This is a genomic window from Blattabacterium cuenoti, assembly GCF_014252035.1.
GTDB classification, from domain to species: domain Bacteria; phylum Bacteroidota; class Bacteroidia; order Flavobacteriales; family Blattabacteriaceae; genus Blattabacterium; species Blattabacterium cuenoti_Z.
Genome location: NZ_CP059207.1, coordinates 399,578 through 425,672, shown reverse-complemented (window position 1 = coordinate 425,672; position 26,095 = coordinate 399,578). Strand labels below are relative to the sequence as shown.

Annotated in this window: 29 protein-coding genes and 1 other RNA gene; 26 read left to right on the top strand and 4 right to left on the bottom strand. The window is 25.1% G+C overall.

Annotated features, from left to right (window positions below; all coding sequences use genetic code 11):
- Window positions 1-37 precede the first annotated feature (37 nt).
- Window positions 38-619, top strand: a complete 582-nt coding sequence (locus H0H49_RS02055) for an adenylate kinase family protein (protein ID WP_185864311.1) — start codon at window positions 38-40, stop codon at window positions 617-619.
- A 29-nt stretch (window positions 620-648) separates the two neighbouring features.
- Window positions 649-1,650 (top strand): GTPase ObgE, encoded by a 1,002-nt coding sequence (obgE, locus tag H0H49_RS02050; protein ID WP_185864310.1) that lies wholly within the window; start codon window positions 649-651, stop codon window positions 1,648-1,650.
- 56 nt (window positions 1,651-1,706) lie between these two features.
- On the opposite strand, the gene clpX is transcribed toward obgE, so the two are convergent.
- Window positions 1,707-2,918 (bottom strand): ATP-dependent Clp protease ATP-binding subunit ClpX, encoded by a 1,212-nt coding sequence (gene clpX, locus H0H49_RS02045; RefSeq protein ID WP_185864309.1) that lies wholly within the window; start codon window positions 2,916-2,918, stop codon window positions 1,707-1,709.
- Between the two features lie 43 nt (window positions 2,919-2,961).
- Window positions 2,962-3,062: signal recognition particle sRNA small type (gene ffs / locus H0H49_RS02040), an RNA gene on the bottom strand.
- Window positions 3,063-3,177: 115 nt separating this feature from the next.
- On the opposite strand from ffs, the gene pyrG reads away from it, so the two are divergent.
- Window positions 3,178-4,812 (top strand): CTP synthase, encoded by a 1,635-nt coding sequence (gene pyrG / locus H0H49_RS02035; protein WP_185864308.1) that lies wholly within the window; start codon window positions 3,178-3,180, stop codon window positions 4,810-4,812.
- Complete coding sequence (locus H0H49_RS02030) at window positions 4,805-6,604, top strand: YidC/Oxa1 family insertase periplasmic-domain containing protein (RefSeq protein WP_185864307.1); 1,800 nt, start codon at window positions 4,805-4,807, stop codon at window positions 6,602-6,604. Before pyrG ends, H0H49_RS02030 begins: the two co-directional genes overlap by 8 nt.
- Here the strand turns inward: H0H49_RS02030 and H0H49_RS02025 are convergent.
- The gene (locus H0H49_RS02025; RefSeq protein ID WP_185864306.1) at window positions 6,594-7,340 is read right to left on the bottom strand and encodes a biotin--[acetyl-CoA-carboxylase] ligase; all 747 of its coding nucleotides are present in this window, start codon (window positions 7,338-7,340) and stop codon (window positions 6,594-6,596) included. The two genes, H0H49_RS02030 and H0H49_RS02025, sit on opposite strands and share 11 nt — an antisense overlap.
- Before the next feature lie 144 nt (window positions 7,341-7,484).
- On the opposite strand from H0H49_RS02025, the gene rsfS reads away from it, so the two are divergent.
- The 4 genes from rsfS to H0H49_RS02005 all read left to right on the top strand — a co-directional run bounded on the left by rsfS (window position 7,485) and on the right by H0H49_RS02005 (window position 11,439).
- On the top strand, window positions 7,485-7,802 hold the full coding sequence (rsfS, locus tag H0H49_RS02020; protein ID WP_185864305.1) for a ribosome silencing factor: 318 nt from the start codon (window positions 7,485-7,487) through the stop codon (window positions 7,800-7,802).
- A gap of 45 nt (window positions 7,803-7,847) precedes the next feature.
- Window positions 7,848-9,764 carry an ATP-dependent zinc metalloprotease FtsH gene (gene ftsH, locus H0H49_RS02015; RefSeq protein WP_185864304.1) on the top strand — a complete coding sequence of 639 codons (1,917 nt, stop codon included), beginning with the start codon at window positions 7,848-7,850 and terminating at the stop codon, window positions 9,762-9,764.
- Between the two features lie 64 nt (window positions 9,765-9,828).
- A complete protein-coding gene (locus H0H49_RS02010) occupies window positions 9,829-10,635 on the top strand; it encodes a phosphatidate cytidylyltransferase (RefSeq protein WP_185864303.1) in 807 nt (268 codons plus the stop codon).
- Window positions 10,636-10,806: 171 nt separating this feature from the next.
- Window positions 10,807-11,439, top strand: a complete 633-nt coding sequence (locus H0H49_RS02005) for a phosphatidylserine decarboxylase family protein (protein WP_317168693.1) — start codon at window positions 10,807-10,809, stop codon at window positions 11,437-11,439.
- Between the two features lie 47 nt (window positions 11,440-11,486).
- On the opposite strand, the gene dnaK is transcribed toward H0H49_RS02005, so the two are convergent.
- Window positions 11,487-13,379 (bottom strand): molecular chaperone DnaK, encoded by a 1,893-nt coding sequence (dnaK, locus tag H0H49_RS02000; protein WP_185864302.1) that lies wholly within the window; start codon window positions 13,377-13,379, stop codon window positions 11,487-11,489.
- A 196-nt stretch (window positions 13,380-13,575) separates the two neighbouring features.
- Here dnaK and rplM point away from each other — a divergent pair, with 196 nt between their 5' ends.
- From rplM to rplP, 18 genes are all read left to right on the top strand, one after another.
- Entirely contained in the window at window positions 13,576-14,019 is a 444-nt protein-coding gene (gene rplM, locus H0H49_RS01995; protein WP_185864301.1) for a 50S ribosomal protein L13, read from the top strand.
- Between the two features lie 7 nt (window positions 14,020-14,026).
- A complete protein-coding gene (gene rpsI, locus H0H49_RS01990) occupies window positions 14,027-14,404 on the top strand; it encodes a 30S ribosomal protein S9 (protein WP_185864300.1) in 378 nt (125 codons plus the stop codon).
- Between the two features lie 29 nt (window positions 14,405-14,433).
- Entirely contained in the window at window positions 14,434-15,159 is a 726-nt protein-coding gene (rpsB, locus tag H0H49_RS01985; protein WP_185864299.1) for a 30S ribosomal protein S2, read from the top strand.
- A 9-nt stretch (window positions 15,160-15,168) separates the two neighbouring features.
- Window positions 15,169-15,999, top strand: coding sequence for a translation elongation factor Ts (tsf, locus tag H0H49_RS01980; RefSeq protein ID WP_185864298.1), 831 nt, complete (start codon window positions 15,169-15,171; stop codon window positions 15,997-15,999).
- The gene (gpmI, locus tag H0H49_RS01975; protein ID WP_185864297.1) at window positions 15,999-17,546 is read left to right on the top strand and encodes a 2,3-bisphosphoglycerate-independent phosphoglycerate mutase; all 1,548 of its coding nucleotides are present in this window, start codon (window positions 15,999-16,001) and stop codon (window positions 17,544-17,546) included. Before tsf ends, gpmI begins: the two co-directional genes overlap by 1 nt.
- A gap of 20 nt (window positions 17,547-17,566) precedes the next feature.
- Window positions 17,567-18,385: a type I methionyl aminopeptidase gene (gene map, locus H0H49_RS01970; RefSeq protein WP_185864296.1), complete on the top strand. Its 819-nt coding sequence runs from the start codon at window positions 17,567-17,569 to the stop codon at window positions 18,383-18,385.
- A gap of 76 nt (window positions 18,386-18,461) precedes the next feature.
- Window positions 18,462-18,848, top strand: coding sequence for a 30S ribosomal protein S12 (gene rpsL, locus H0H49_RS01965; protein ID WP_185864295.1), 387 nt, complete (start codon window positions 18,462-18,464; stop codon window positions 18,846-18,848).
- A gap of 24 nt (window positions 18,849-18,872) precedes the next feature.
- Window positions 18,873-19,349, top strand: a complete 477-nt coding sequence (gene rpsG, locus H0H49_RS01960; RefSeq protein WP_185864294.1) for a 30S ribosomal protein S7 — start codon at window positions 18,873-18,875, stop codon at window positions 19,347-19,349.
- Window positions 19,350-19,354: 5 nt separating this feature from the next.
- The gene (fusA, locus tag H0H49_RS01955) at window positions 19,355-21,466 is read left to right on the top strand and encodes an elongation factor G (protein WP_185864293.1); all 2,112 of its coding nucleotides are present in this window, start codon (window positions 19,355-19,357) and stop codon (window positions 21,464-21,466) included.
- 14 nt (window positions 21,467-21,480) lie between these two features.
- Window positions 21,481-21,786 carry a 30S ribosomal protein S10 gene (gene rpsJ / locus H0H49_RS01950; RefSeq protein ID WP_185863634.1) on the top strand — a complete coding sequence of 102 codons (306 nt, stop codon included), beginning with the start codon at window positions 21,481-21,483 and terminating at the stop codon, window positions 21,784-21,786.
- A 4-nt stretch (window positions 21,787-21,790) separates the two neighbouring features.
- Window positions 21,791-22,432 (top strand): 50S ribosomal protein L3, encoded by a 642-nt coding sequence (gene rplC, locus H0H49_RS01945; protein ID WP_185864292.1) that lies wholly within the window; start codon window positions 21,791-21,793, stop codon window positions 22,430-22,432.
- Complete coding sequence (rplD, locus tag H0H49_RS01940; RefSeq protein ID WP_185864291.1) at window positions 22,414-23,046, top strand: 50S ribosomal protein L4; 633 nt, start codon at window positions 22,414-22,416, stop codon at window positions 23,044-23,046. The genes rplC and rplD overlap by 19 nt, the downstream gene beginning before the upstream one ends.
- A 4-nt stretch (window positions 23,047-23,050) precedes the next feature.
- Complete coding sequence (gene rplW / locus H0H49_RS01935; protein ID WP_185864290.1) at window positions 23,051-23,407, top strand: 50S ribosomal protein L23; 357 nt, start codon at window positions 23,051-23,053, stop codon at window positions 23,405-23,407.
- Window positions 23,373-24,197 carry a 50S ribosomal protein L2 gene (gene rplB / locus H0H49_RS01930; RefSeq protein ID WP_185864289.1) on the top strand — a complete coding sequence of 275 codons (825 nt, stop codon included), beginning with the start codon at window positions 23,373-23,375 and terminating at the stop codon, window positions 24,195-24,197. The genes rplW and rplB overlap by 35 nt, the downstream gene beginning before the upstream one ends.
- A gap of 14 nt (window positions 24,198-24,211) precedes the next feature.
- Window positions 24,212-24,496, top strand: a complete 285-nt coding sequence (rpsS, locus tag H0H49_RS01925) for a 30S ribosomal protein S19 (protein WP_185864288.1) — start codon at window positions 24,212-24,214, stop codon at window positions 24,494-24,496.
- Window positions 24,497-24,503: 7 nt separating this feature from the next.
- Entirely contained in the window at window positions 24,504-24,878 is a 375-nt protein-coding gene (rplV, locus tag H0H49_RS01920; protein ID WP_185864287.1) for a 50S ribosomal protein L22, read from the top strand.
- Between the two features lie 2 nt (window positions 24,879-24,880).
- Complete coding sequence (rpsC, locus tag H0H49_RS01915) at window positions 24,881-25,582, top strand: 30S ribosomal protein S3 (RefSeq protein WP_185864286.1); 702 nt, start codon at window positions 24,881-24,883, stop codon at window positions 25,580-25,582.
- 26 nt (window positions 25,583-25,608) lie between these two features.
- On the top strand, window positions 25,609-26,031 hold the full coding sequence (rplP, locus tag H0H49_RS01910) for a 50S ribosomal protein L16 (RefSeq protein WP_185864285.1): 423 nt from the start codon (window positions 25,609-25,611) through the stop codon (window positions 26,029-26,031).
- Window positions 26,032-26,095 lie beyond the last annotated feature (64 nt).

Genomic DNA, 26,095 nt, shown 5'->3' with positions numbered 1-26,095 from the left:
TAATTCTGTATTTATTATTCAAAATTTTAAATTTTTTATGATACACATTATACTATTTGGTCCACCAGGATGTGGAAAAGGGACTCAAGCTAAAATTATAGTAAAAAAATTTGGATTTATTCATTTATCTACTGGTATAATATTCAGAAATCATATAAAAAATAAAACTAATTTGGGAGATTTATCAAGCTTTTATATTAGAAAAGGAGTTCTTGTTCCTGATAAAATTACTACAAATATGTTGAAAATTGAAATAGAAAAACATATTAATGCTAAAGGAATAGTTTATGATGGATATCCTAGAACAAAAAATCAAATTATTTTTTTAGAGAAAATTTTAGAACAATTCGATTTAGGGAAAATAGACCAAATTTTTTATTTTTATATAAAAAAAGACATGATCATTAACAGATTATTAAAAAGAGGAGAAACGAGTAATCGTAATGATGATGTAAACATTATAACAATTAAAAGAAGAATCAAAGAATATGAGAAAGAAACATCATTAATTTGGAATTCATCTAAATGGAATAATAATATATTAACAAAAATAAATGGATCATTATCTATAAACGAAATATCCCATGTTATAGGGAAAAAAATAAAGGAAATTTCATAAAAAATTAAATTACAGTTATAAAAAAAATAATGAAAGAAAATTTCATTGATTTAATAAAAATTTTTTGTAAAAGTGGAGATGGAGGAGCAGGATCTATTCATTTTCATAAAACAAAAAATGTAATTAAACGAATTCCTGACGGTGGAACAGGAGGTAAAGGTGGGGACATCATCATTTGTGGAAATTCTCATATAAATACTTTTTTTCATTTAAGATATAATAAACACTGGATTGCAAAATCAGGAAATCCAGGAAAAGGTAATAATATAACTGGATCAAATGGAGAAGATTTACTAATACAAGTTCCAGTAGGAACTGTTGTAGTAGATGAAAATAATAAGATAATAACAGAAATAATTGAAAATAATCAAAAAAAAATATTATTTTATGGAGGAATGGGAGGAAAAGGAAATGCTTTTTTTAAAAATTTAACAAAAAAATATCCTTATAAAGCTGCTCAATATGGAATAAAGACAAAAGGACGTTGGATTACGTTAGAATTAAAAACTCTAGCAGATGTAGGTATAATAGGATTTCCTAATGCAGGTAAATCTAGTTTATTATCTTCCATTACTAAAGCAAAACCAAGAATAGGAAATTTTTCATTTACTACGAAAAAACCAAATTTAGGTGTTGTTCAATTTAATTTTGAATCATTTTTAATCGCAGATATTCCTGGAATTATAAAAGACGCATCTCGTGGAAAAGGATTAGGATATCAATTTTTAAGACATATTGAACGTAATTCTATTCTATTAATATTGATTTCCTCAGAAACAAAAAATAAGAAAAATGAGTATTACATTTTATTAAATGAACTAAAAAAATTTAATTCTAAATTATTATCTAAAAAAAGACTAATAGCTATCTCTAAATCTGATTTAATTATTAACAATAAAACAAAAAATAAAATAAAAAAAATATTTTTTGATATAGGAGAAAATATTATTTTTATTTCTTCTTTTACAGGAGATGGTTTAAATTACCTTAAGGAAAAACTGTTTGAGGCATTAAAAAAAAATAGTGAATAATAAGAAAAAAAATATGATTATATATGATGAGATATATGATGTGTTATTGTCATCAATCAATAAGATGATAATTTATTGATAACAGTATTTTTATCTATATTTATAACACTATCTGTTTCATCTATATTAAATAGATATTCTAGAAATATTTTTTCACAAAAAGTTCTTAAACCTCTTGCACCTAATCCTAATTGCAATGTTTTTTCTACAATGATATCTAAAGCTTCATCCGTTATATTCATAGATATATTATCCATTTCAAACAATTTTTTATATTGTTTAATTATAGCGTTTTTAGGCTCTATCAAAATTTTTTTCATTGTATTTTTGTCTAATGGATTTAAATAGGTAATAATAGGCAATCTTCCTATAAGTTCTGGTATTAATCCAAATTTTATTAAATCTTCAGCTATAATATTTTGATCAGTATTTTTTTTCAAATTATTCTTTTTATTTTTTGTAAAATATCCTATTGAATTTTGGTTAGTTCTATTCAAAATTATTTGATCAATACCATCAAAAGATCCACCTGCTATAAACAAAATATTTTCAGTATTCATTTGTATCATTTTTTGTTCTGGATGTTTTCTTCCACCTTGAGGAGGTACATTGACAATTGATCCTTCTAGTATCTTAAGTAAAGCTTGTTGTACTCCTTCTCCAGATACATCTCTTGTTATAGAAGGATTATCATTTTTTCTAGAAATTTTATCTATTTCATCTATGAAAATAATTCCTTTTTCTGCAGAATTTATATCATAATTAACGGATTGTAATAATCTTGTTAAAATAGATTCTACATCTTCTCCTACATACCCTGCCTCAGTTAAAGCAGTAGCGTCAACTATAGCAAAAGGTACTTTTAATAATTTTGAAATACTTTTTGCTAGTAAAGTTTTACCTGTCCCTGTGCTTCCTATTAATAATACATTTGATTTTTCAATTTCAATTTCTTCTTTTTTATTAAACGATATTCTTTTATAATGATTATAAACAGCAACAGAAATAATTTTTTTTGCTTCATTTTGACCTATAATATACTCATCTAAAAAAGATTTTATTTCTTTAGGTTTTTTTATTTGTATTTGTACAGGCTTATTTCTTACTACTCTTTCTTTATTATTTCTCTCTAAAATTTTTCTATTATGAATAATAGAATATGTTTTTTCTATACAATAATTACAAATATGACTATCAATACCCGATACAAGAAATGTGATTTCATTTTTTTTTCTTCCACAAAAATTACATATTAACGAATTTTCCATAAAAATGAATTTACTTCGGGAATACTCCTTATTATTATAATATAAGGAGCAAGCTGAACTACATCACATCGCTCAACCTAATTACCTTTGCTGTGTTCCCACCCTGGAGGAATTAATAGGGAGCTGATTGTGTAGAACTTGCCCCTAGTTTGGCAAATATAAAAAAAAAATCATAAATTCTTATTTTTTCATTGTTTACTTATGAAAATTATTTTCATATTAAATTTTTAGTTTTCATTTCATTTTTGATTTATTTTTAATGGTAGTAAAATATATTTTTGTCACAGGTGGAGTCACTTCTTCACTAGGAAAAGGTATTATATCCGCATCTTTAGGAATGTTATTAAAATCTAGAGGATACAAAGTTTCCATACAAAAATTAGATCCTTATTTTAATATAGATCCTGGAACATTAAATCCCTATGAACATGGAGAATGTTTTGTGACTAAAGATGGAGCTGAAACAGATTTAGATCTTGGACATTACGAAAGATTTTTAAATCAAAATACTACAAAAGAAAATAATGTTACATCGGGAATGATTTATAAAACTGTTATAGATAATGAAAGAAAAGGAAGTTATTTAGGAAAAACTGTTCAAGTTATTCCTCATATAACCAATGAAATTAAAAGAAGAATTAAAATAATTGGAAATAGTAAAAATTATGATATTATTATTACTGAAATAGGAGGTACTGTTGGTGATATAGAAAGCCTTCCCTATATTGAATCAGTACGTCAATTAATACTGGAATTAGGAAAATTTAATGGATTAGTAATTCATCTAACATTACTTCCATATATACCAGCAACTGGAGAAATAAAAACAAAACCAACACAACATTCTGTACGTAGTTTAATGGAAAATGGAATACAAGCAGATATTATTATTTGTAGAACAGAAAAACATATTTCTAATGAAATCAGAAACAAAATAGCGTTATTTTGCAATGTAAAACCGGAATATGTTATTGAGTCAATTGATACAAAAGTAATCTATGATATACCATGTTTATTACATTTTCAAAATTTTGATAAAGTAGTACTTAATCATTTAAATTTATCTACTGTCAGATCTCCTGATTTAAAATATTGGAAAAATTTTATAAAAAAATATAAAAATCCAAAATATGAAATTAAAATAGCATTGGTAGGAAAATATGTAGATTTACATGATTCTTATAAATCTATTATAGAGGCTTTGATTCATGCTGGAACTGAAAATGAAATATATGTTGATATAAAATGGATTTGTTCCATGATGATAAAAGAAGAAAATATAAAAACATCTTTCAAAGATATTTCAGGAATTTTAGTAGCACCGGGATTTGGAAATAGAGGAATAGAAGGAAAAATATTAGCTGCAAGATATGCTAGAGAAAATAAAATTCCTTTTCTTGGAATATGTTTAGGAATGCAAATAGCTGCTATAGAATTTGCTAGAAATGTTTTAGGATTAAAAAAAGCAGGTAGTTATGAAAATAATCCATATGTTTCTGATCCAATTATAAATTTAATTGATAAGCAAAAAAATTTGTCTTGTAAAGGAGGTACAATGCGATTAGGAGACTTAAAATGTTCTCTTATAGAAGGATCTAAAATATTTTCTATTTATGGAGGAAAAAAAGAAATTATTGAAAGACATAGGCATAGATATGAATTTAATAATTATTACTTAAAAAAGTTTTCTGAAGCAGGTATGAAGGTTGTAGGAGTAAATCCAGATACAGGTTTAGTAGAAGCTATAGAATTAGAAAATCACATATTTTTTTTAGGTGTACAATATCATCCAGAATATAAAAGTAGAGTAACTAATCCACATCCTTTATTTACTCATTTTGTTCAAGCATCTAAAAAAATTATGGAATTAAAAAATTCATTTTTTTATGAATAATAAAAATGTAGATCGTAGTTCTATAATAGGATTATTTCTCATATTATTTATAATAATATTTTTTACATACTTTTTTAATGGGAATAAAAAAAATGAATTAAAAAAAGAATTACAAGAAAAAAATAAAGATTTTTTTTTCAAAAAAAATAATAAACATAATTTGGGATTTACTTTTATTGAAAATAAAGTTTTAAGAATAAAAGTATCTAATAAAGGAGGAGAAATAGATGATGTTTTATTGAAAAAATACAAAAAATATGATCCAATTTCTTTAAATCATTCTCAAGATCTTCATTTGATAACTAATTATAGTTTAAACTACAAAGTATTTATTCCTAATATAAAGGGATATAATATTGATTCAACAAATTTAATTTTTCGTCCTTTTTTATTTTCAGATAAGAGTAAAAAAATTCTTATAATGAAAGCACCCCTACCTGATGGTGATGAAAAAAACTTTATAGAATATATTTATGTTATAGGAAAAAATACTGAATATCATGTTGATTTTTTTATACGAATAAAAAATTCACTTTTTCTAATAAAAAAAGGAGTTCCTTTTAATTTAGAACAAAAAATATTTTCTTTTGAGAAAGATAGAAATTGGGAGAATTCCTACACTTATGTTACTTATTCTATTAGTAAAAAAAATAACTCTTCTAATACATTTATAAAAAATCTTTCTGAAAAAAATATAGATGAGAAAAAAATATCCAATTTAAATTGGATAGCTCACAAACAACAGTTTTTTACTTCTATATTTGTTCCAAAAAAACCTTTGGATGATATTTTTGTTCGTTCTGAAAACTTTTTTTCAGGAAAATGCTTGAAAAAAATACAATGGAAAACATTTATAAATAAAAAAAATAATGAAGAAATAAATTTTTCTTTCAGATTATATTTTGGTCCGTTAGATTTTAATATTTTAAAAAAATATAAAAATAATTACGAAAATATTGTTCCATTTGGATGGGGTTTTTTAAAATGGATTAATAAATATTTTTTTCTATTAATTTTCCAATTTTTAGAAAAAACAAATTTGAATTATGGTATCATTATTATTTTAATGACTATAGTTGTTAAACTTATACTATCACCAATTACGTATAGACAATATAAACTGAACGCTATAATGAAATTGATACGTCCAGAAATAGATAAAATAAATAAAAAATATCATAATGATCCACCATTAATAAAGCAAAAAGCTTTGATGGAGCTGTATCAAAAAGTTGGAATAAACCCAATGTCTGGATGTATGTCAGCACTATTTCAAATTCCTATATTTTATTCTTTATTTAAATTTTTTCCTACTGTAATAAATTTAAGAGGTAAATCTTTTTTATGGGTAGAAGACCTCACTTCATATGATTCTATTTTGAAATTACCTTTTTATATTCCATTTTATGGAGATCATGTAAGTTTATTAACTTTATTATACTCTATTGCTCTTTTAATTTATACAAAAACTAATAATAATGGAATAGGAATAAATGATAATGACATAATACAAAAAAATAATGGGAAAGGAGAAATTATTCCAAATATGAATTTCATGTTATATTTAATGCCTATTATTATGTTATTATTTATAAATAGTTATGCATCAGCTCTTTCTTTATATTATTTTACTTCTAATGTAATCAATATTGGATTCTTATTTTTTATTAAAGGGATTATGTTAAATGATGATAAAATTCTTATGAGAATTAGAGAAAAAAAATTAAAAAAACATATCAGTTTGAAAAACTTAATTAAAAAATTAATTAATAAAAATACCACTACATTATAATTTTTATTTCTTTTTCAAAAAAAAAACAATATTTTTTATTATATTCAATAATTAAAAGACCTTTATTTGTTATAGATTTAATAATTCCTAAAAATATTTTTTTTTTATAGTAAAAAAGAGAACTTTTATTTTTTAAAAATAAATTATTTATATAATATTTTCTTATAAAAACTTCTCCAAACTTTATATATAAAAAATATTCTTTTTGTATAGATAATATCATTTCATAAAATAAGTAATCTAGTTTAGAATTTACTTTTAAATTCTTTTTTAAAGAAGTAGCTTTCCATTTTTCATCAAATTCTGTCTGATTAATATTTAATCCTATTCCTATAATAGATAAGTAAATTTTTTTTGAAAAAACGTTATTTTCTATCAAAATACCTCCTATTTTTTTATTATCTAGTATAATATCATTTGGCCATTTAATTGAAAATAAATCATTAGAATAATGATAAGATAAAATTTTTTGAATAGCATTACTAATAATAATATTTATGATATATTTTTTTTCTATAGATAATGGCACAATAGGTTTTAATATGATACTGAATGTTAAATTTTTATATTTTTCTGAATGCCATATATTTTTTCCAACACCATTTCCGTTAGTTTGATTCATTGTCCAAATAACAGTCCAATTATTCCAAATGTTTATGTATTTTTTTGCATATTGATTAGTAGAATTAATTTTTTTCAATAAAATTAAATGTATAGGCCAAATTAATTTTTTCAAAATTATAAATTTTTATTATCGAATATCGATTTAAAAAATCGATATTGATTTATCTTTTTTAGTTTTATATGTTAAAAAATAATAAAAATTAATTGAACTTAATATATAACATAAAAATATAAAAAATAATTTTATTTTGTTATTATGTTATTATATAATATTATAGAAGGAATTCAAATGGTAAAAGGAGAGAATATATCTGTAATAAATTTACGGAAAAAAGTAAATTTCATTTGTGATTATTTTGTGATTTGCAATGGTAATTCAAAAAATCAAATTTTTGCTATATATCAATCTATAGAAAAATTTACAATTGAAAAAATGAATAAAAAACCTTATCACATAGAAGGTTTAAGAAGTAAGGAATGGATTTTAATTGATTATATTTCTATTGTTGTTCACATTTTTCAAAAAGAAAAAAGATATTTTTATAACATAGAAAGCCTTTGGAAAGATATTTGATGATTAAATTTAGTTTTTTAAAACAATAATGAAGAAACCTGTCATATGATAAATAAAAAAATAAAAAGTAAGAGTAATTTTTTTTGGATATATGCGGTTATATTTGCGATATTTTTGGGAATATTTTTTTTTAAATCTTCTCTTTCTAATCCTAAAAAAATAGATCAGGACACTTTTTTTGATATTTTATCAAAAGGAGAAGTACAAAAAATTGTAGTAAAACATAAAGAAACTGTACTTGTTTATTTAAAAAAAAACGTTTTCTTTCAAAAAAATCCAAATACATATAATAATGAAAAAAAATTAACGTCTTCTCTATTAAAATATGAATTTGAAATAGGAGATTTACAATTTTTTCAAAAAAAATTTGAAGATTATAAGAAAAAATATAATTTAAATACTACAATAGATTTTAAAAATCAACAAGAGTACACTATAACAAAATTTTTTTTTGATTATGGAATTTTTTTTATACTTCTAATTATTTTTTGGATTTTCATTTTCCGAAGGATAAGCGCAACAGGTGGTGGGCCAGGAAGTCAAATATTTAATATAGGAAAATCCAAAGCTAAATTATTTGATGAAAATGATAATGTAAAAATTACATTTAAAGACGTAGCTGGACTAGAAGGCGCAAAAGAAGAAGTTCAAGAAATAGTAGACTTTTTAAAAAGTCCAAATAGATATACTAAATTAGGAGGTAAAATACCAAAAGGAGCTTTATTGATTGGTCTTCCTGGTACAGGAAAAACATTATTAGCAAAAGCTGTAGCTGGAGAAGCTAAAGTCCCGTTTTTTTCTTTATCAGGTTCTGATTTTGTAGAAATGTTTGTTGGTGTAGGAGCTTCTAGGGTCAGAGATTTATTTGAAAAAGCTAAAGATAAATCTCCTTGCATAATTTTTATTGATGAAATAGATGCTATAGGAAGATCTAGAGGTAAAAGTAGTATTGCAGGTTCAAATGATGAGAGAGAAAATACTTTAAATCAACTATTGACAGAAATGGATGGTTTTGAAACTAATACTAATGTTATTGTATTAGCTGCTACTAATAGATCTGATATTTTGGACAAAGCATTACTTCGACCTGGACGTTTTGATCGAACAATAATAGTAGATCTTCCTGAATTAAATGAGAGAAAAGAAATATTTCTTGTTCATTTAAAGAGATTAATATTGTCAAATAACGTAGATATAGATTTTTTAGCTAAACAAACTCCAGGATTTAGTGGAGCTGATATAGCGAATATTTGTAACGAATCAGCTCTTATTGCAGCAAGAAAAAATAGATCAAAAATAGATAATCAAGATTTTATAGATGCTATAGATCGTATTGTATGTGGTTTGGAGAAAAAAAATAAGATTATAAAACCAAATGAAAAAAAAAGAATTGCTTATCATGAAGCTGGTCATGCAACTATAAGTTGGTTATTAGAACATTCATCTCCTTTTGTTAAGGTCACTATAGTTCCAAGAGGAAGAACTTTAGGTGCTGCATGGTATTTGCCAGAAGAAAGACAATTAACTACTGTTGAACAAATGAAAGATGAAATATGTACATTGTTAGCAGGTAGGTCTGCTGAAGAAATTATATTTAAAAATATATCTACAGGAGCTTTAAATGATTTAGAAAGAGTTACTAAACAAGCTCAATCTATGGTAACTATTTTCGGTCTTAATGATAGAATAGGAAATGTATCTTATTATGATTCTACAGGAGAAGATGAATTTAATTTTTCTAAACCTTATAGTGAGAAAACAGCTCAAATTATAGATGAAGAAATATCAAAAATTATAAAAGAACAATCTCAAAGAGCAAAAGATATATTGAAAAATAATGAAAAAAAATTATCTATTCTTGCTAATCAATTATTAGAAAAAGAAGTTCTTTTCAGAGAAGATTTGAAACAAATATTTGGAGAAAGACCTTTCCCTGATGAAATGAATGAAGTATTCAATTAATATCATACAGTAATATTAATTCATGATTAATAAAAAATATATTTATTGATAAAATTGATTATTAATGAATAAATACTATTTAAATTCAAATTTTTTAATAAGATCTATTACTGGTTTTTTTTATGTTATTATAATTTTATTTTCTATTGAACAAGGTGGAATTTTTTTTAGAATAATTATGATGTTATTATCCTTTTTTTGTTTATTTGAATATTTAGTGATATCCAAAACTAAAAAATTTTTAATTCAAATAGTCCCATTTTTTTTTGTACTTTCTATTGTTATTGATTTTTTTTTTGAAAAAGGATTAACTTCATATGTAATGTGTTTTATTCCTTATTCTACAATTTTTTTCATGATTCAGTTATTCTCTAAAAATTCTTCTCATAAAGAAAAAATAGAACAAGTAAGTCGTTTAATTTTTGGTTTAGTTTATATTATAATTCCTTTTTATTTAGTCAATTATATATACATAACAATTGGGAAAAGACTAGTTTTGGGTACTTTTATTTTAATATGGACAAATGATTCTTTATCCTATTTAATAGGAAAAAAATGGGGAAAAATAAAAATATCTATATCTATTTCTCCAAAAAAATCTGTAGAAGGTTTTTTTGGAGGATTATTTTTTTGTTCAGTATTAGGTTTTTTACTATTCAATATATGGGGAAAAAAGTATTGGCTTTTTTTATCATTTATTATTCCTTTTTTTGCCACTATTGGAGATTTTGTAGAATCTACTATAAAAAGATATTATCATGTAAAAAATTCAGGAATATGGTTTCCTGGTCATGGAGGTTTTTTAGATAGATTAGATAGTTTTATTTTTGTTATACCCATTATAACAACAATAATAAATATTATTAAATAGTAAATAATAAAAAACTATCATAAATACTAATATTAATTTATTATGTTGTTAAATAATAAGTTACTATTTATATTAGTAATTATTTTATTTATAATAGTAATGAGTAAGTAGTTAGTTATTCAATAATTTATTATGATTATTCATAGAGAAGGTTTTCCGTTATTAATATATATGTTAATAATACTAATATTATTAATAATTTTATTTTTTTTCTTATTTTCTTCTAGATTATTACACTTTTTGTTTTCTATATTTTTAATCACGTTTTATGTTTTTTTTATTTTTTTCTTTAGAAATCCAAAAATAGATTTAAAAGAAATAAATAAAAAAGAATATACTAAATTAGTAGTATCTCCTGCCAATGGTAAAATAATAGAAATAAAAAAAGTGTTTGAAAATGAATTTTTAAATAAAAACTGTATTTGCATATCTATTTTCATGTCTCCACTAGATATACATGTTAACAGATATCCTATTTCTGGAAAAGTTGTCTATGCAAAATATCATATTGGAAAATATATGATTGCCTGGTTAAAAAAGTCATCATTAAATAATGAACATACAACTGTAGTTATACGGACAAAAACAGGAGAAAATATACTATTTAGGCAAATAGCAGGATTTATAGCACGTCGCATTGTGCTATATTCAAAAATTAATGATGTTGCAAAAAAGGGAGAAGAATTTGGATTTATTAAATTTGGATCCAGAGTTGATATTTTTATTCCTAATACATCTATAATTAAAGTGAAAAAGGGAGAAAAGGTTATCGGAGGAATAACCATCATATCTATACTTCCTTAACTTTTGTTTTTTTTAATAGTATAACATCTCCCATTTTCATTATATTTTTATTTTACTTCTTCATAATCAACATCTTGTATATTTTCATTTCCTTTTTCTTTTTGACTATTATTAGTATTTTTTTCATTTGATTTATCGTTTTTCGTTTTATATAAATCTTGGGATGCTTTTGCCCAAGCTTCATTTAAATTTTTAATACAATTATCAATAGCGGAAAAATCTTTTTTTGAATGAACTTTTTTTAATTCTTCTAAATGTTTTTTTATATTTTTTTTGTTATCTTCAGATAATTTATTTTCATTATCTTTTAATTGTTTTTCTGTTTGAAATATTTGATTATCTGCAGTATTTAACTTATTGATTTCTTCTTTTATTTTTTCATCCATTTTAGCATTTTCTTTTGCTTCCATTTTCATTTTTTCTATTTCTTCTTGATTTAATCCAGAAGATGTTTCAATTCGTATTGATTGTTCTTTCCCGGTACCTTTATCTTTTGCAGAAACGTTAAGTATACCATTAGCATCTATATCGAAAGTTACTTCTATTTGAGGAACCCCTCTAGGAGCAGGAGGAATATCTACTAAATCAAATCTACCTATTTCTTTATTATCTTTAAAAATAGGTCTTTCTCCTTGTCCAACTCTTATAGTAACAGCTGATTGATTATCAGAAGCTGTGGAAAATGTTTCTGATTTTTTAGTTGGTATAGTTGTATTTGAACCAATTAATTTTGTAAATACACCACCTAAAGTTTCAATTCCTAAAGATAAAGGTGTAACATCTAATAACAATACGTCTTGTACATCTCCTGTTAAAACTCCTCCCTGTATTGCAGCACCAATAGCTACTACTTCATCTGGATTAACTCCTTTAGATGGTTTTTTATTAAAAAATTTTTCTACTTCTTCTTGTACTTTAGGTATACGAGTAGATCCACCTACCAAAATAACCTCATCAATATTTTTAGTAGTCAAATTTGCATCTTTTAATGCCTTAGAACATGGATTTATTGATCTTTTAATCAAATTTTCTGATAGTTGTTCAAATTTAGAACGAGTTAAAGTTATGACTAAATGTTTAGGCCCAGAATCTGTAGCTGTAATATACGGAAGGTTAATTTCCGTTTGATTAGAAGAGGATAATTCTATTTTCGCTTTTTCTGAAGCTTCTTTTAAACGTTGTAATGCCATAGGGTCTTTCCTTAAATCTAATCCTTCTTTATATTTAAACTCATCAGCGAGATAATTAATGATAACTTGATCAAAATCATCTCCTCCTAAGTGAGTATCACCATTGGTTGAAAGAACTTCAAAAACTCCATCACCTAATTCTAAAATGGAAACATCAAAAGTTCCTCCTCCTAAATCGTATACTACTATTTTTTTGTTTTGTTTATTTTTATCCATTCCATAAGCTAAAGCAGCAGCAGTAGGTTCATTAATAATTCTTTCTACCTTTAACCCTGCTATTTCTCCAGCTTCTTTTGTAGCTTGTCTCTGTGCATCATTAAAATATGCTGGAACTGTAATTACAGCTCTATTTATTTCTGTTCCTAAATAATCTTCAGCTGTTTTTTTCATTTTTTGCAAAATCATTGCAGATATTTCTTGAGGCGCATATAATCTTCCTTCTATGTCTACACGAGGCGTATTATTTCCTCCTTTTATTACTTTATAAGGAACATGTTTTAGTTCTTCTGTCACTTCTGAATACATTCTTCCCATGAATCTTTTAATAGAAAAAATGGTTTTACTAGGATTAGTAACTGCTTGTCTTTTTGCTGGATCTCCTATTTTTCTTTCTCCACCTTCTACAAAAGCAACTATGGATGGAGTCGTTCTTTTTCCTTCAGAATTTGGTATAACAACAGGATCATTAATCTCCATTACAGCGACACAAGAATTTGTAGTTCCTAAATCTATTCCTATAATTTTACTCATTTTATCAGGTATTTCTAGTTATATGAATAAATATCCAACAATCATTATGCCATAATGAAAATAAATCTTTTTATTAAAAGAAATAAAGGAATATGATGTATAACAATAATTTTATCAAATAAATATGACAAAAAGTCATTAAATGGTAATATTTTTAAAAATACTTATATTAATAATAACAAAGAATTATATTTTTATGAATACGTTAAGTTTTAAAACTCTTTCATTTAACAAAAAATCTATAATAAGATCATGGTTTATTATGGATGCTAAAAATCAAGTTCTTGGAAGATTTTCTTCAAACATTGCAAATGTTATAATGGGGAAATATAAAATATTTTATTCACCACATATAGATTGCGGAGATTATGTTATAGTTATAAATTCTAATAATATATTAGTAACAGGAAATAAGTGGAATAACAAAAAATATATTCGATATACCGGATATCCAGGAGGAAAAAAAATTATTTTATTTAAAGATTTATTAAATAAGGATTCTAGAATTTTAATATATAAATCTGTTAGAGGTATGTTACCGAAAAGTCGTTTAGGACGTTTAATGTTGAAAAAACTTTATGTATATCCTGAAGAAAATCATAAACATCAATCCCAAAAACCTATTTTATTAAAAAATTAATTAAAAAATGATTCATTCCATAGGAAGAAGAAAAAGATCTCTTGCACGTATATATCTAAAATTGGGAAACGGTTTAATAACTGTTAATACAAAAAAAATAGAAGAATATTTTCCTAACTACATTCATCAAAAAATTTTATATCCTATTAAAATTACAGATAAATTGAATCAATTGGATATAACTATAAAAGTTATTGGAGGGGGAATTAATGGTCAAGCAGAAGCTATTCGTCTTGCTATTTCTCGTGCACTTTGTATTTTAAATGAAAAAAATAGAAAAAAATTAAAATTTGAAGGTTTATTAACACGTGATTCTAGAGAAGTAGAAAGAAAAAAATTTGGACAAAAAAAAGCTAGAAAAAAATATCAATTTTCAAAACGTTAAAAATTACTAAATAAAAAAATGAAGAATAAATGAAAATTAATACTCAGGATTTATTAAAAGCTGGTGTCCATTTTGGACATATTGCAAGAAAGTGGAATCCTAATATGCGACCTTTTATATTTATGAAAAAAGGTGGCATTCACATCATAGATTTACATAAGACGGTAATTAAATTAAATCAAGCGTGTGATGCATTAAAAAATATAGTGGTTTCTGGAAAAAAAATACTACTAGTAGGAACAAAAGATCAAGCAAAAGAAAAAGTTTTTTTATATGCAAAAAAAGTTAGTATGCCATGTGTTACGGAAAGATGGTTAGGTGGGTTACTCACTAATTTTAGCACCATTCGAAAATCTATAAAAAAAATGAATAATATAGATAAGATGAAAAAAAATGGGACTTTTAACACTTTATTAAAGAAAGAAAGGTTATTAATTGATAGAGTTTATACAAAATTATATAAAAATTTAGGAAGTATTTCAAATATGAATCATATACCAGGAGGCATTTTTTTAGTAGATCCAAATAAAGAAAAAATAGCATTTACTGAAGCTAAAAAGTTGAAAATTCCCATTTTTGCTATGGTAGATACTAACACTAATCCTAATGAAATAGAATACCCTATACCATCTAATGATGATTCATCAAAATCTATAGATATAATTTTAAAATATGTAACAGAAGCTATTCAAAAAGGATATTCTTTAAAAAATGAAAAAAATGATGTAGATAATAAGGAAAAAAAAGTTAATTAAATACAAAAAATGAACAAAATACTTTTACATCAAATTAATAAACTTAGGAAAGTTACGGGAATTGGAATAATGGATTGCAAAAAAGCATTGGAAAAAACTGATGGTAATATAGAAAATGCCATTTCTTTTTTAAAAAAAATAGGAAAAAAAATTTCTATAAATCATTCTTCATCAGAAATGAAAGAAGGTGCGATTATTTCTACTGTTAATTCTGATTATTCTTTTGGTACAATTATAGGTATCAGTTGTGAAACTGATTTTCTTTCTAAAAGTGATATTTTTTTAAATTTTTTATCAGTATTATCAAAAAAATCTATTTTATATCTATCAAAAAATAATTTTTTGATGGGATTGTATAATGATAATACAAGTATTAAAGAAATGATTGATCAAAAAATATCAGTGGCAAAAGAAAATATAGAATTGAAAATATTTGAGAGATTAGAATCACCATTTGTAGTGGATTATACACATAATAATAGAATTTCAGTTTTAGTTGGTTTTTCTAAAAAGGTAGATCTTTTTTATGCAAAGGATGTTGCTATGCAAATAGCAGCAATGAATCCTATATCAATAGATAGGAAAGATTTTCCTAATTTTTTAATAAAAAAAGAAATAGAAATTATTAAAAATCAGTTAGAAACAGAAAAAAAATTTTTTGATAGTAAATCAAAAAACATAATGGAAAAAATAATAAAAGGAAAACTTGATAAATTCATATCTGAAAATACAGTTCTTAATCAAAAATTCATAAAAAATAATAAAATTACTGTACGTGAATATTTAAATAAATTTGATAAAAAATTAAAAATAAATAATTTTAAAAGAATTAGCATTTAATGAATAAGAATAATAAAAAATTGATGTTGATAATTCTTGATGGATGGGGTTTATCTAATAATAAATATTCTTCTGCTATTCAAAATGCATCTACACCCTTTATAGATTATTGTTTAAATAATTATCCTTTTAGTACTTTACATGCTTCAGGTACTTTTGTAGGACTACCTAAAGGACAAATGGGTAATTCTGAAGTAGGTCATATTAATTTAGGATCCGGTAGAAGAATAATTCAAAATTTGGAAAAAATAAATATTTCTATTAAAAATAATTCTTTCTATAAAAAAATAAATTTTTTATTTAATAAAATTTCAATTTTTGAAAAGAGAATTCACTTTATAGGATTACTATCTGATGGAGGAGTTCATTCACATATGGATCATCTTTTTCATTTATTAAAAATAGCATATGAAAAGAAAATAAAAAATGTATTTATACATGTTTTTACAGATGGAAGAGATTCTTCTCCAATAATGGGAGTTACATATATGAAAAAACTTTTGAAAGTTATCGAAGAAAATACTGGCAAATTATCTTCTGTTATTGGTAGATATTATTCTATGGATCGTGATAACAAATGGGAAAGAACTAGAAAAGCATATGATGCCATGGTATTTGGTATAGGATATGGTAGTGACAATATTATTTCTTCCATGAAAGAACTATATAATAAAGGAATAACAGACGAATTTTTACCACCATTAATAGTTAACCATGATAAAGATATAACTAGAATTAAGAATGGAGATGTTGTATTTTGTTTTAACTTCCGTTCAGATAGAACCAAGCAAATAAAAAAGTTATTAATAAAAGAAGGAATGAGTAGTAATACTAAATTTATAAAATTAGATTCTTACATAACAATGACTTCTTATGAAAAAAAAAGATATCAGAATATTTATTCTGTTTTTGATCAAGAATATATAAAAAATACTTTGGGAGAAGTTTTAGAAGCAGAAAATAAAAAACAAATTCGTATTGCTGAAACAGAAAAATATCCACATGTAACTTATTTTTTTTCAGGAGGACGTGAAAATCCTTTTGAAAAAGAAACTAGAATATTATGTAATTCTCCTAAAGTTGTTACTTATGATATGAAACCGGAAATGAGTGCAAAAAATATTGTTAAAAAAATTATTCCAGAATTAAATAATAAAACAGCAGACTTTATTTGTTTAAATTTTGCTAATCCAGATATGGTAGGTCATACTGGAAAAATGAAGGAAACTATTATAGCTTGTGAATTTGTTGATTATTATTCAAAAATTTGTTCTGAAAAAGCATTAGAAAATTCATATACAGTTGTTATAGTTGGAGATCATGGAAATGCAGATTTAATGATTAATCTTGATGGATCCCCAAATACTACTCATAGTACATCTCTTGTTCCATTTATAATAGTAGATAAAAATATTAACAAAAAAAATATGATACTAAAAAAAACAGCAACATTATCAGATGTTGCACCTACCATACTACAACTAATGGATTTACCTATTCCTCATGTTATGAGTGGATCTTCTATTATAACTATAATAAATAATTAATAAAATAAATAACTACGATTTTGGTATTTTTGAAAAGTATTGATGAAATAATTTTAATAAAAAAAAGTGCAATTTTAGCTTCAAAAACATTAGGAATGTTATCTAAAGAAATAAAACCTGGTGTAAATACTATTTATTTAGATAAATTAGCGGAATCTTTTATTCGTGATCATGGAGGAATTCCTGCATTTCTTGGTTTATATAATTTTCCTAATACTTTATGTGTTTCTCCAAATAACCAGGTAGTTCATGGTCTTCCTAATTATGAACCTTTATGTGAAGGTGACATAATATCTATAGATTGTGGAGTTTATATGAATGGATTTTATGGAGAGCATGCTTATACTTTTGAAGTAGGTGAAGTTTCTGATGAAATCAAAAAATTTCTTTATTGTTCAAAAAAATCTTTATATCTAGGTATTTCTAAATGTAAAAAAAATAATCATATTGGAGATATAGGATTTTCAATACAATCTTTTATTGAAAAAAATAAATATAGTGTAGTAAAAGATCTTGTAGGACATGGTATAGGAAGAAAAATGCATGAAGAACCACATGTCCCAAATTTTGGAAAAAAAGGAAAAGGTTTGAAATTAAAAGAAGGTATGGTTCTTTCTATAGAACCAATGGTAAATAAAGGTTCTTCAAAAGTAATCTTTCACAAAGATGGATGGACTATCACTACTTTTGATAAAAAAATTTCTTCTCACTACGAACATAATGTAGCTATTGTAGATGGAAAACCTTGTTTACTTTCTACTTTTAGTTATATTTATAAAGAACTTAATATTAATTCTTTAGAAGAAGATATTTTTCAAAATGAAAAAATTCATATATAAAATTTTATGAAAATTCATTTTTAATTTTGGAATTTTTATTAAATAGTATATATTATTCTCATTCTAAATATATAATATGCCTACTATACAACAACTAATTAGAAAAGGACGGTCTTCTCCATATAAAAAAAGAAAATCTATTGCATTGGAATTGTGTCCTCAAAAAAGAGGAGTATGCACTAGAGTTTACACAACAACGCCAAAAAAGCCAAATTCTGCTATGCGAAAAGTAGCGCGTGTTCGTTTTACGAATGGAAGAGAAGTTATTAGTTATATAACAGGAGAAGGTCATAATTTACAAGAACATTCAATAGTACTGGTTAAAGGAGGCAGAGTAAAAGACTTACCTGGAGTAAAATATAAAATAGTCAGAGGAGCCCGTGATACTGCTGGTGTAAATGGAAGAAAAAAAAGTAGAAGTAAATATGGGGCAAAAATGAATAAAGAAAAAAAAGCGAAATAATGATTAAATTATTATAACATCTACATGAGAAAAACAAAAAAAAAAAATAAAATATATTTGCCTGATCCAAAATTTAATGATTCTCTTGTTAGTAGATTTGTAAATCATTTAATGAAAAATGGAAAGAAAAGCGTAGCATATAGAATATTTTATAATGCTATGAAAAAAATAGATTTAATAAAAGAGAGAGAGGAGAAAACTTCATTAGAAATTTGGAAAGAAGGATTAAAAAATGTTATGCCTCATATAGAGGTAAAAAGTCGTAGAATGGGCGGAGCAAACATACAAGTACCTATTCCAATTTCTTCTAATAATAAAATAACAAAAGCTATGAAGCTATTAATAGATTGTGCTATTATTAGAAAAGAAAAAACTATGTCGGATAAATTGGCATCTGAAATATGGGATGCTTTTAAAGAACAAGGAGAAGCTGTTAAAAGAAAAGAAAATATTCATAAAATGGCAGAAGCTAATAAAGCATTCTCACATTTTAGATTTTAATTATTATGGGGAAAGATTTAAAATATACAAGGAATATAGGAATAGCAGCACATATTGATGCAGGAAAAACTACTACAACTGAAAGAATATTATTTTATACAGGAATAAATCATAAAATTGGGGAAGTTCATGATGGCGCTGCTACTATGGATTGGATGTTACAGGAACAAGAACGTGGAATTACTATTACTTCTGCAGCTACATGTTGTGAATGGATTCATAAAGGTAAAAAATATCAAATAAATATTATAGATACTCCTGGTCATGTAGATTTTACAGTTGAAGTAGAAAGATCTATGAGGGTTTTAGATGGGATGGTAGTATTATTTAGTGCTGTAGATGGCGTAGAACCTCAATCAGAGACAGTTTGGAGACAAGCTGACAAATATGAAATACCTAGAATTGCTTTTGTTAATAAAATGGATAGACAAGGGGCTGATTTTTTTAATGTTTGTTCTCAAATCAAAAAAATGTTAGGAGCTAATTCTATACCATTACAAATTCCTATTGGAAGTGGTGACGATTTTGTTGGAGTTGTAGATTTAATATCTGATAAAGCAATAATATGGGATGAAAATAATTATGGAATGACATATAAAGAAACTTCTATCCCATTAGATATGAAAGATGTTGTATATGATCATAAAAATAAGTTAATTGAAACTTTATCTGAGATAGATGATATAATAATGGAAAAATTTTTATATGATGATCACTCTTCTTCTATATCTGAAAAAGATATAATTGATTCTCTACAAAGAAATACAATAAAAATGAAGATAATTCCTATTATTTGTGGTTCTTCATTTAAAAATAAAGGAGTACAAGCAATGTTAGATGCTATATGCTCTTATCTACCGTCTCCTCTCGATGTTAAAAATATAGTAGGGATTCATCCTATGTACCAAACAAAAGAAATAAGAAAACCAGACGAAAAAGAACCTTTTTCTGCTTTAGCTTTTAAAATAGCGAGTGATCCATTTGTAGGTCGTTTAGCTTTTTTTAGAGTATATTCTGGAAAGATAAAATCCGGATCTTATAGTTATAATACAAGATCTGGTAATAAAGAACGGATTTCTAGAATATATCAAATGCATGCTAATAAACAAAATCCAATAGAAGAAATTGTAGCAGGAGATATAGCGGCTGTTGTTGGATTTAAAGATATTAAAACAGGAGATACATTATGTGATCAAAAATTTCCAATTTTATTGGAAAATATATCATTTCCAGATCCTGTAATAGGATTAGCTATTGAACCTAAATACAAATCTGATATTGATAAAATGAGTTTAGCTTTATCTAAATTAATGGAGGAAGATCCAACTTTTCAGGTAAGAACAGATAATTATACTGGACAAATTATTATTTCTGGAATGGGGGAATTACATTTAGAAATAATTATAGATAGAATGAAAAGAGAATTTAAAGTAGAAGTTAATCATGGTAAACCACAAGTAGAATATAAAGAAGCTTTAACAAGATCAGTTGAACATAGGGAAGTTTATAAAAAACAAACTGGAGGGAGAGGAAAATACGCTGATATTTTATTTAGATTAGAACCTGGAGAAAAAGGAAAATCTGGATTGGATTTTGTTAATAAAGTAAAGGGAGGAAACATTCCAAAAGAATATATTCCTTCTATAGAAAAAGGATGTAAAGAAATGATGAAAAATGGACCTCTTTCTGGATATGAAATAGATAATGCTAAAATAACGATTTTAGATGGATCATATCATCCAGTTGATTCTGATCAGATTTCCTTTGAAATTGCGGGTAAATTTGGATTTAGAGAAGCTGCAAAAAAAGCTAATCCAGTTTTATTAGAACCAATTATGAAGTTAGAAGTTCTCATACCAGAAGAAAATATGGGAGATGTAATAGGTGATTTAAATCGTAGAAGAGGAATAGTACAAAATATGAGTAATAGGAATAATGTAAAAGTTATTCAAGCTATAGTTCCGTTATCTGAAATGTTTGGATATGTCACAGTTTTACGAACTCTTTCTTCCGGAAGAGGGACTTCTGTTATGGAATTTTCTCATTATGATGTTGTTCCAGAAATTATTAAAAATGATATCATTATTACAGGAAAAAAAACAAAAAGAAATAGTTAAAATTAATTTATACCATGGGTCATGACATAAAAATAAAATTGAAATCTTATGATTATAATTTATTAGATAAATCAGCAGAAAAAATTGTAAATTCTGTTTTACCTACAGGTGTTATATTAAATGGGCCAGTCCCATTGCCCACAGAAAAAAAAATATTTACGGTGTTGCGTTCACCTCATGTAAATAAAAAATCAAGAGAACAATTTTTTCTTCCTACACACAAAAGATTATTGCAAATTCATAATGCTTCATCTAAAACAGTAGATGCATTGATGAAATTGGAATTACCAAGTGGAGTTGAAGCTGAAATAAAAGTATAAGAATATGTGTGGAATAATAGGAAAAAATATGGGAATGACAAGTATATTTTTAGATAATGGAGAAAATGTTCCATGTACTATTATATATAGTCCTCCATGTTATGTTGTACAAGTTAAAACAATTGAAAATGATGGGTATTTTTCTATTCAATTAGGGGTAGATGAAAAAAAAATTGTAAAAACGACTAAGTCTTTAGTTGGTCATTTTAAAAAGGCGGGGATTTCTCCAAAAAGAAAATTATTAGAATTTAGAAGTGAATCTACTCCTTTATTCAAAGCAGGTTCTATAATTAAAGTAGATTTGTTCAAGGAAGGAGAATTAGTTGATGTCAAAGGTATTTCGAAAGGAAAGGGTTTTCAGGGTGTAGTAAAAAGACATAATTTTTCAGGAGTAGGGGAAAGTAGTCATGGTCAACATAATCGTTTAAGAGCACCTGGTTCAATAGGGGCTGGGTCTGATCCTTCACGTGTTTTCAAAGGAAAAAAAATGGCAGGAAGAATGGGGTATAAAAGTGTTACTATTAAAAATATAAAAATTTTAAAATTGGATATTCATCAATATTTTATTATTTTAAAAGGATCTGTTCCAGGAAATAAAAATTCATATTTAATGATTAAGAAAAAAAAATGGAATTCAAAGTTTTAGATATAAATGGAAATAAAACAGATAAAAAAATCCAATTCGAAGATAAATTTTTATCTAGAAAATCTTATAGTCATTCTGTATATTTAGAAATTAAGAGATATTTATCTGCTCAAAGACAAGGTACTCATAAATCTAAAAGTAGAGGAGATTTATCTGGTAGTAGGAGAAAATTGCATAGACAAAAAGGTACCGGAGGTTCCAGAAAAGGAGATATAAAAAATCCTATATTTAGAGGAGGAGGTAGAATTTTTGGACCAAAACCCAGAAAATATTTTACGAAAATAAATAAACATACTAAAAGTATGGTTAGAAAATATCTTTTTGAAGATAAATTGAAAAAGAATAAAGTAAAAATTGTAGAAAATATAGTATTAGATGTTCCAAAAACTAAATTTATAGTAAAATTATTGGAATCTTTGCAATTGAAAAATAAGAAATCATTAATGATTATTGGAAAAATGAATAATAATTTATATTTATCTTCCAGAAATATAAGAAATTTTAGATTATTAAATATTAATGAACTGGATTGTTTTTCTTTATTAAATTTTTCAGATATCATATTGTCTGAAGATTCTATAGAAAAAATGTATAAATTTTTAATTATTTCATAAGTTTATGTTTATTATAAGACCTATTGTTACAAAAAGAGGATCAGAAAAAGGTAAAAAAAAAGTATATACTTTCTATATATATAATACATCTTATAATAAAATTCAAATAAAAGAAGAAATCAATAAATTTTTTGGTTGTACTGTGATAGCTATTAGAACTATGATTTATTTTAGAAAAATAAAGTCTAGATCTTCGAAAAAAGGTTTTTTATATGGTAAGACTAATAAATTGAAAAAAATTATGGTTCAAATTAAAGAAAATCAAAAAATTGATCTTAATTTACTTGATTTAAAAAAAGAAAAAGATAAAATAAATCCATTATTAAATGTCAATAAAAAAACTGAAACCAACAACACCTAGTCAACGTTTTAGAATAAAAAATGATTTTAGTGAAATAACTATTTCTAAACCTAGTAAAAATTTGATAAAAGGGAAGGTAAAATCTGGTGGTAGAAATAATTATGGAAAAATGACAGTACGATATTCTGGAGGGGGTCATAAAAAAAAATATAGAGTTATTGATTTTAAAAGAAGAAAATTTGGAATATATGCTACTATAAAATCTATAGAATATGATCCAAATAGATCTTCTTTTATTTCTTTAATTCATTATAAAGATGGAGAAAAGAGGTATATTATTGCAATGAATGGATTTAAAATTGGACAAAAAGTGATTTCTGGTAAAAAAATTCCTTTTGGTATAGGAAACTCTACTTTTTTAAGTGAAATCCCTCTTGGAACTAATATTTGTTGTATAGAAATTAATCCAGGTCAAGGTGCTAAAATAGCTAGGAGTGCAGGTTCTTTTGCTCAATTATTTGCAAAAGATGGAAAATATGCTACTATAAAATTTCCTTCTGGTGAAACTAGAATGGTGATGATAAATTGTATGGCAACAATAGGAATAGTTTCTAATGTTGATCATCAATTAGAAAAGTATGGTAAAGCTGGAAAAAATAGGCATTTAGGAAAAAGACCTAGAACTAGAGGTGTAGCTATGAATCCTGTAGATCATCCAATGGGTGGTGGTGAAGGCAAGGCTTCTGGAGGTATCCCTAGAGATAGAAAAGGAAATCCATCTAAAGGATTTAGAACTCGTTCAAGAAAAAAATATTCTAACAAATACATCATACAAAGAAGAAAAAAATAAATTAATTAAATTATATGCCAAGATCTTTAAAAAAAGGACCATATGTATCTCAAAAATTATATAAAAAAGTTCTAAAAAATATAGAAAATTCAAAAAAGACTATTATTAAAACTTGGTCTAGGCCATCGGTAATCTTGCCAGATTTTGTAGGTCAAACTTTTGCTGTTCATAATGGAAGACAATTTATTAATGTATATGTTACAGAAAATATGATAGGGCATAAGCTTGGAGAATTTGCACCTACTAGAAATTTTAAGGGACATTCTGGTTCTAAGAATAAAATTAAGGTAAAAAATTGAAATTATAATGGAACAATTAACACATAATAATGATATTGTTTCAGCTTCCTTAAATGGAGTAAGAAGTTCTCCTAGAAAAATAAGATTGGTAACAAATTTGATACGATATAAAAAAGTTAAAAAGGCATTGGATATACTTTTGTATAGTAGTAAGAAAAAAATTTCTATTTTTTTGAGAAAACTGCTATTGTCTTCAATATCTAATTGGAAAAAAAAGTATAATTCTGTTGAAATTGATGACTTTTTATACATAAAGGAAATAAGAGTTGATCAAGGTAAAACATTAAAAAGATTACGCCCTGTTCCTCAAGGTAGAGGACATAGAATAAGAAAAAGATCAAGTCATGTAACTATTTTTTTACATAAAATAAAAAAAATGTGATTATGGGACATAAAACAAATCCAATAGTTAATCGTCTTGGAATTATAATAGGTTGGCAATCTAGTTGGTGTAATAATTATAAGGATAGAATCCAAGAAGATTTTAAAGTAAGAAGGTATATAGAAGCAAGACTTCCAAAAGGAATAGTTTCTCGTGTATTTATAGAAAGAACTTTAAAGTTTATAACTATTACTATTAGAACTTCTAGACCTGCTTTAGTTATAGGAAAAAGAGGAGATGAAGTAGATACTGTTAGAAAAGAATTAAAGAAACTTACTAAAAAAGAAGTTCAGATTAATATATCTGAAGTAAAACGTCCAGAGTTGGATGCTCCTTTGATAGCAAAGAATTTGATGAGGCAGTTAGAAAATCGTATGTCTTATAAAAAATATATAAAATCATCAATATTATCTGCTATGAGAATGAATGCTCAAGGTATAAAAATTCAAATATCTGGAAGACTAAATGGATCAGAAATGGCTAGATGTGAAACTTATAAAGAAGGAAGGATATCTTTAGGCACTTTTAGAGCTGATGTCGATTATTATATGGCTGTAGCTAATACTGTTTATGGAAGTATAGGAATTAAAGTTTGGATTATGAAAGGAGAAATATATGGTAAGAGGGAATTATATCCGTTATTAGGAAGTAGCATACAAAGAAAACAAAGAATATATAATAAATATTCTAGAAAAAAAAAATAAAAATTATTTATTAGAATTTATAATTTATGTTACAACCAAAAAGAACAAAATATAAAAAAAAACAAAAAGGTAGAATACGTGGAAATTCCAAAAAAGGATTCCTTCTTTCAAGAGGATTATATGGTATAAAAGCTTTGGAGCCTGCTTGGATTACTTCTAGGCAATTAGAAGCTGCAAGAGTAGCTGCAACTAGATATATGAAAAGAGAGGGAAGATTATGGATCAATATTTTTCCGGATAAACCTGCTACAAAAAAACCTCAAGAAGTACGTATGGGAAAAGGAAAAGGACCTGTAGAATTTTGGGTTTCAGTAGTAAAACCTGGTAGGATTTTATTTGAAATAGATGGAGTAGAAATGAAAATCGCAATGGAAGCTTTAAGATTAGCGGCTCAAAAACTTCCAATAAAAATGAAATTTGTTTTTTCTAATGAAGTTAATTTATTATGAAATGAAAGAAGACGTAGGTATGAAATCTGTTTCTGATCAGAATAAAAGTGATAAGAAAGAAGAC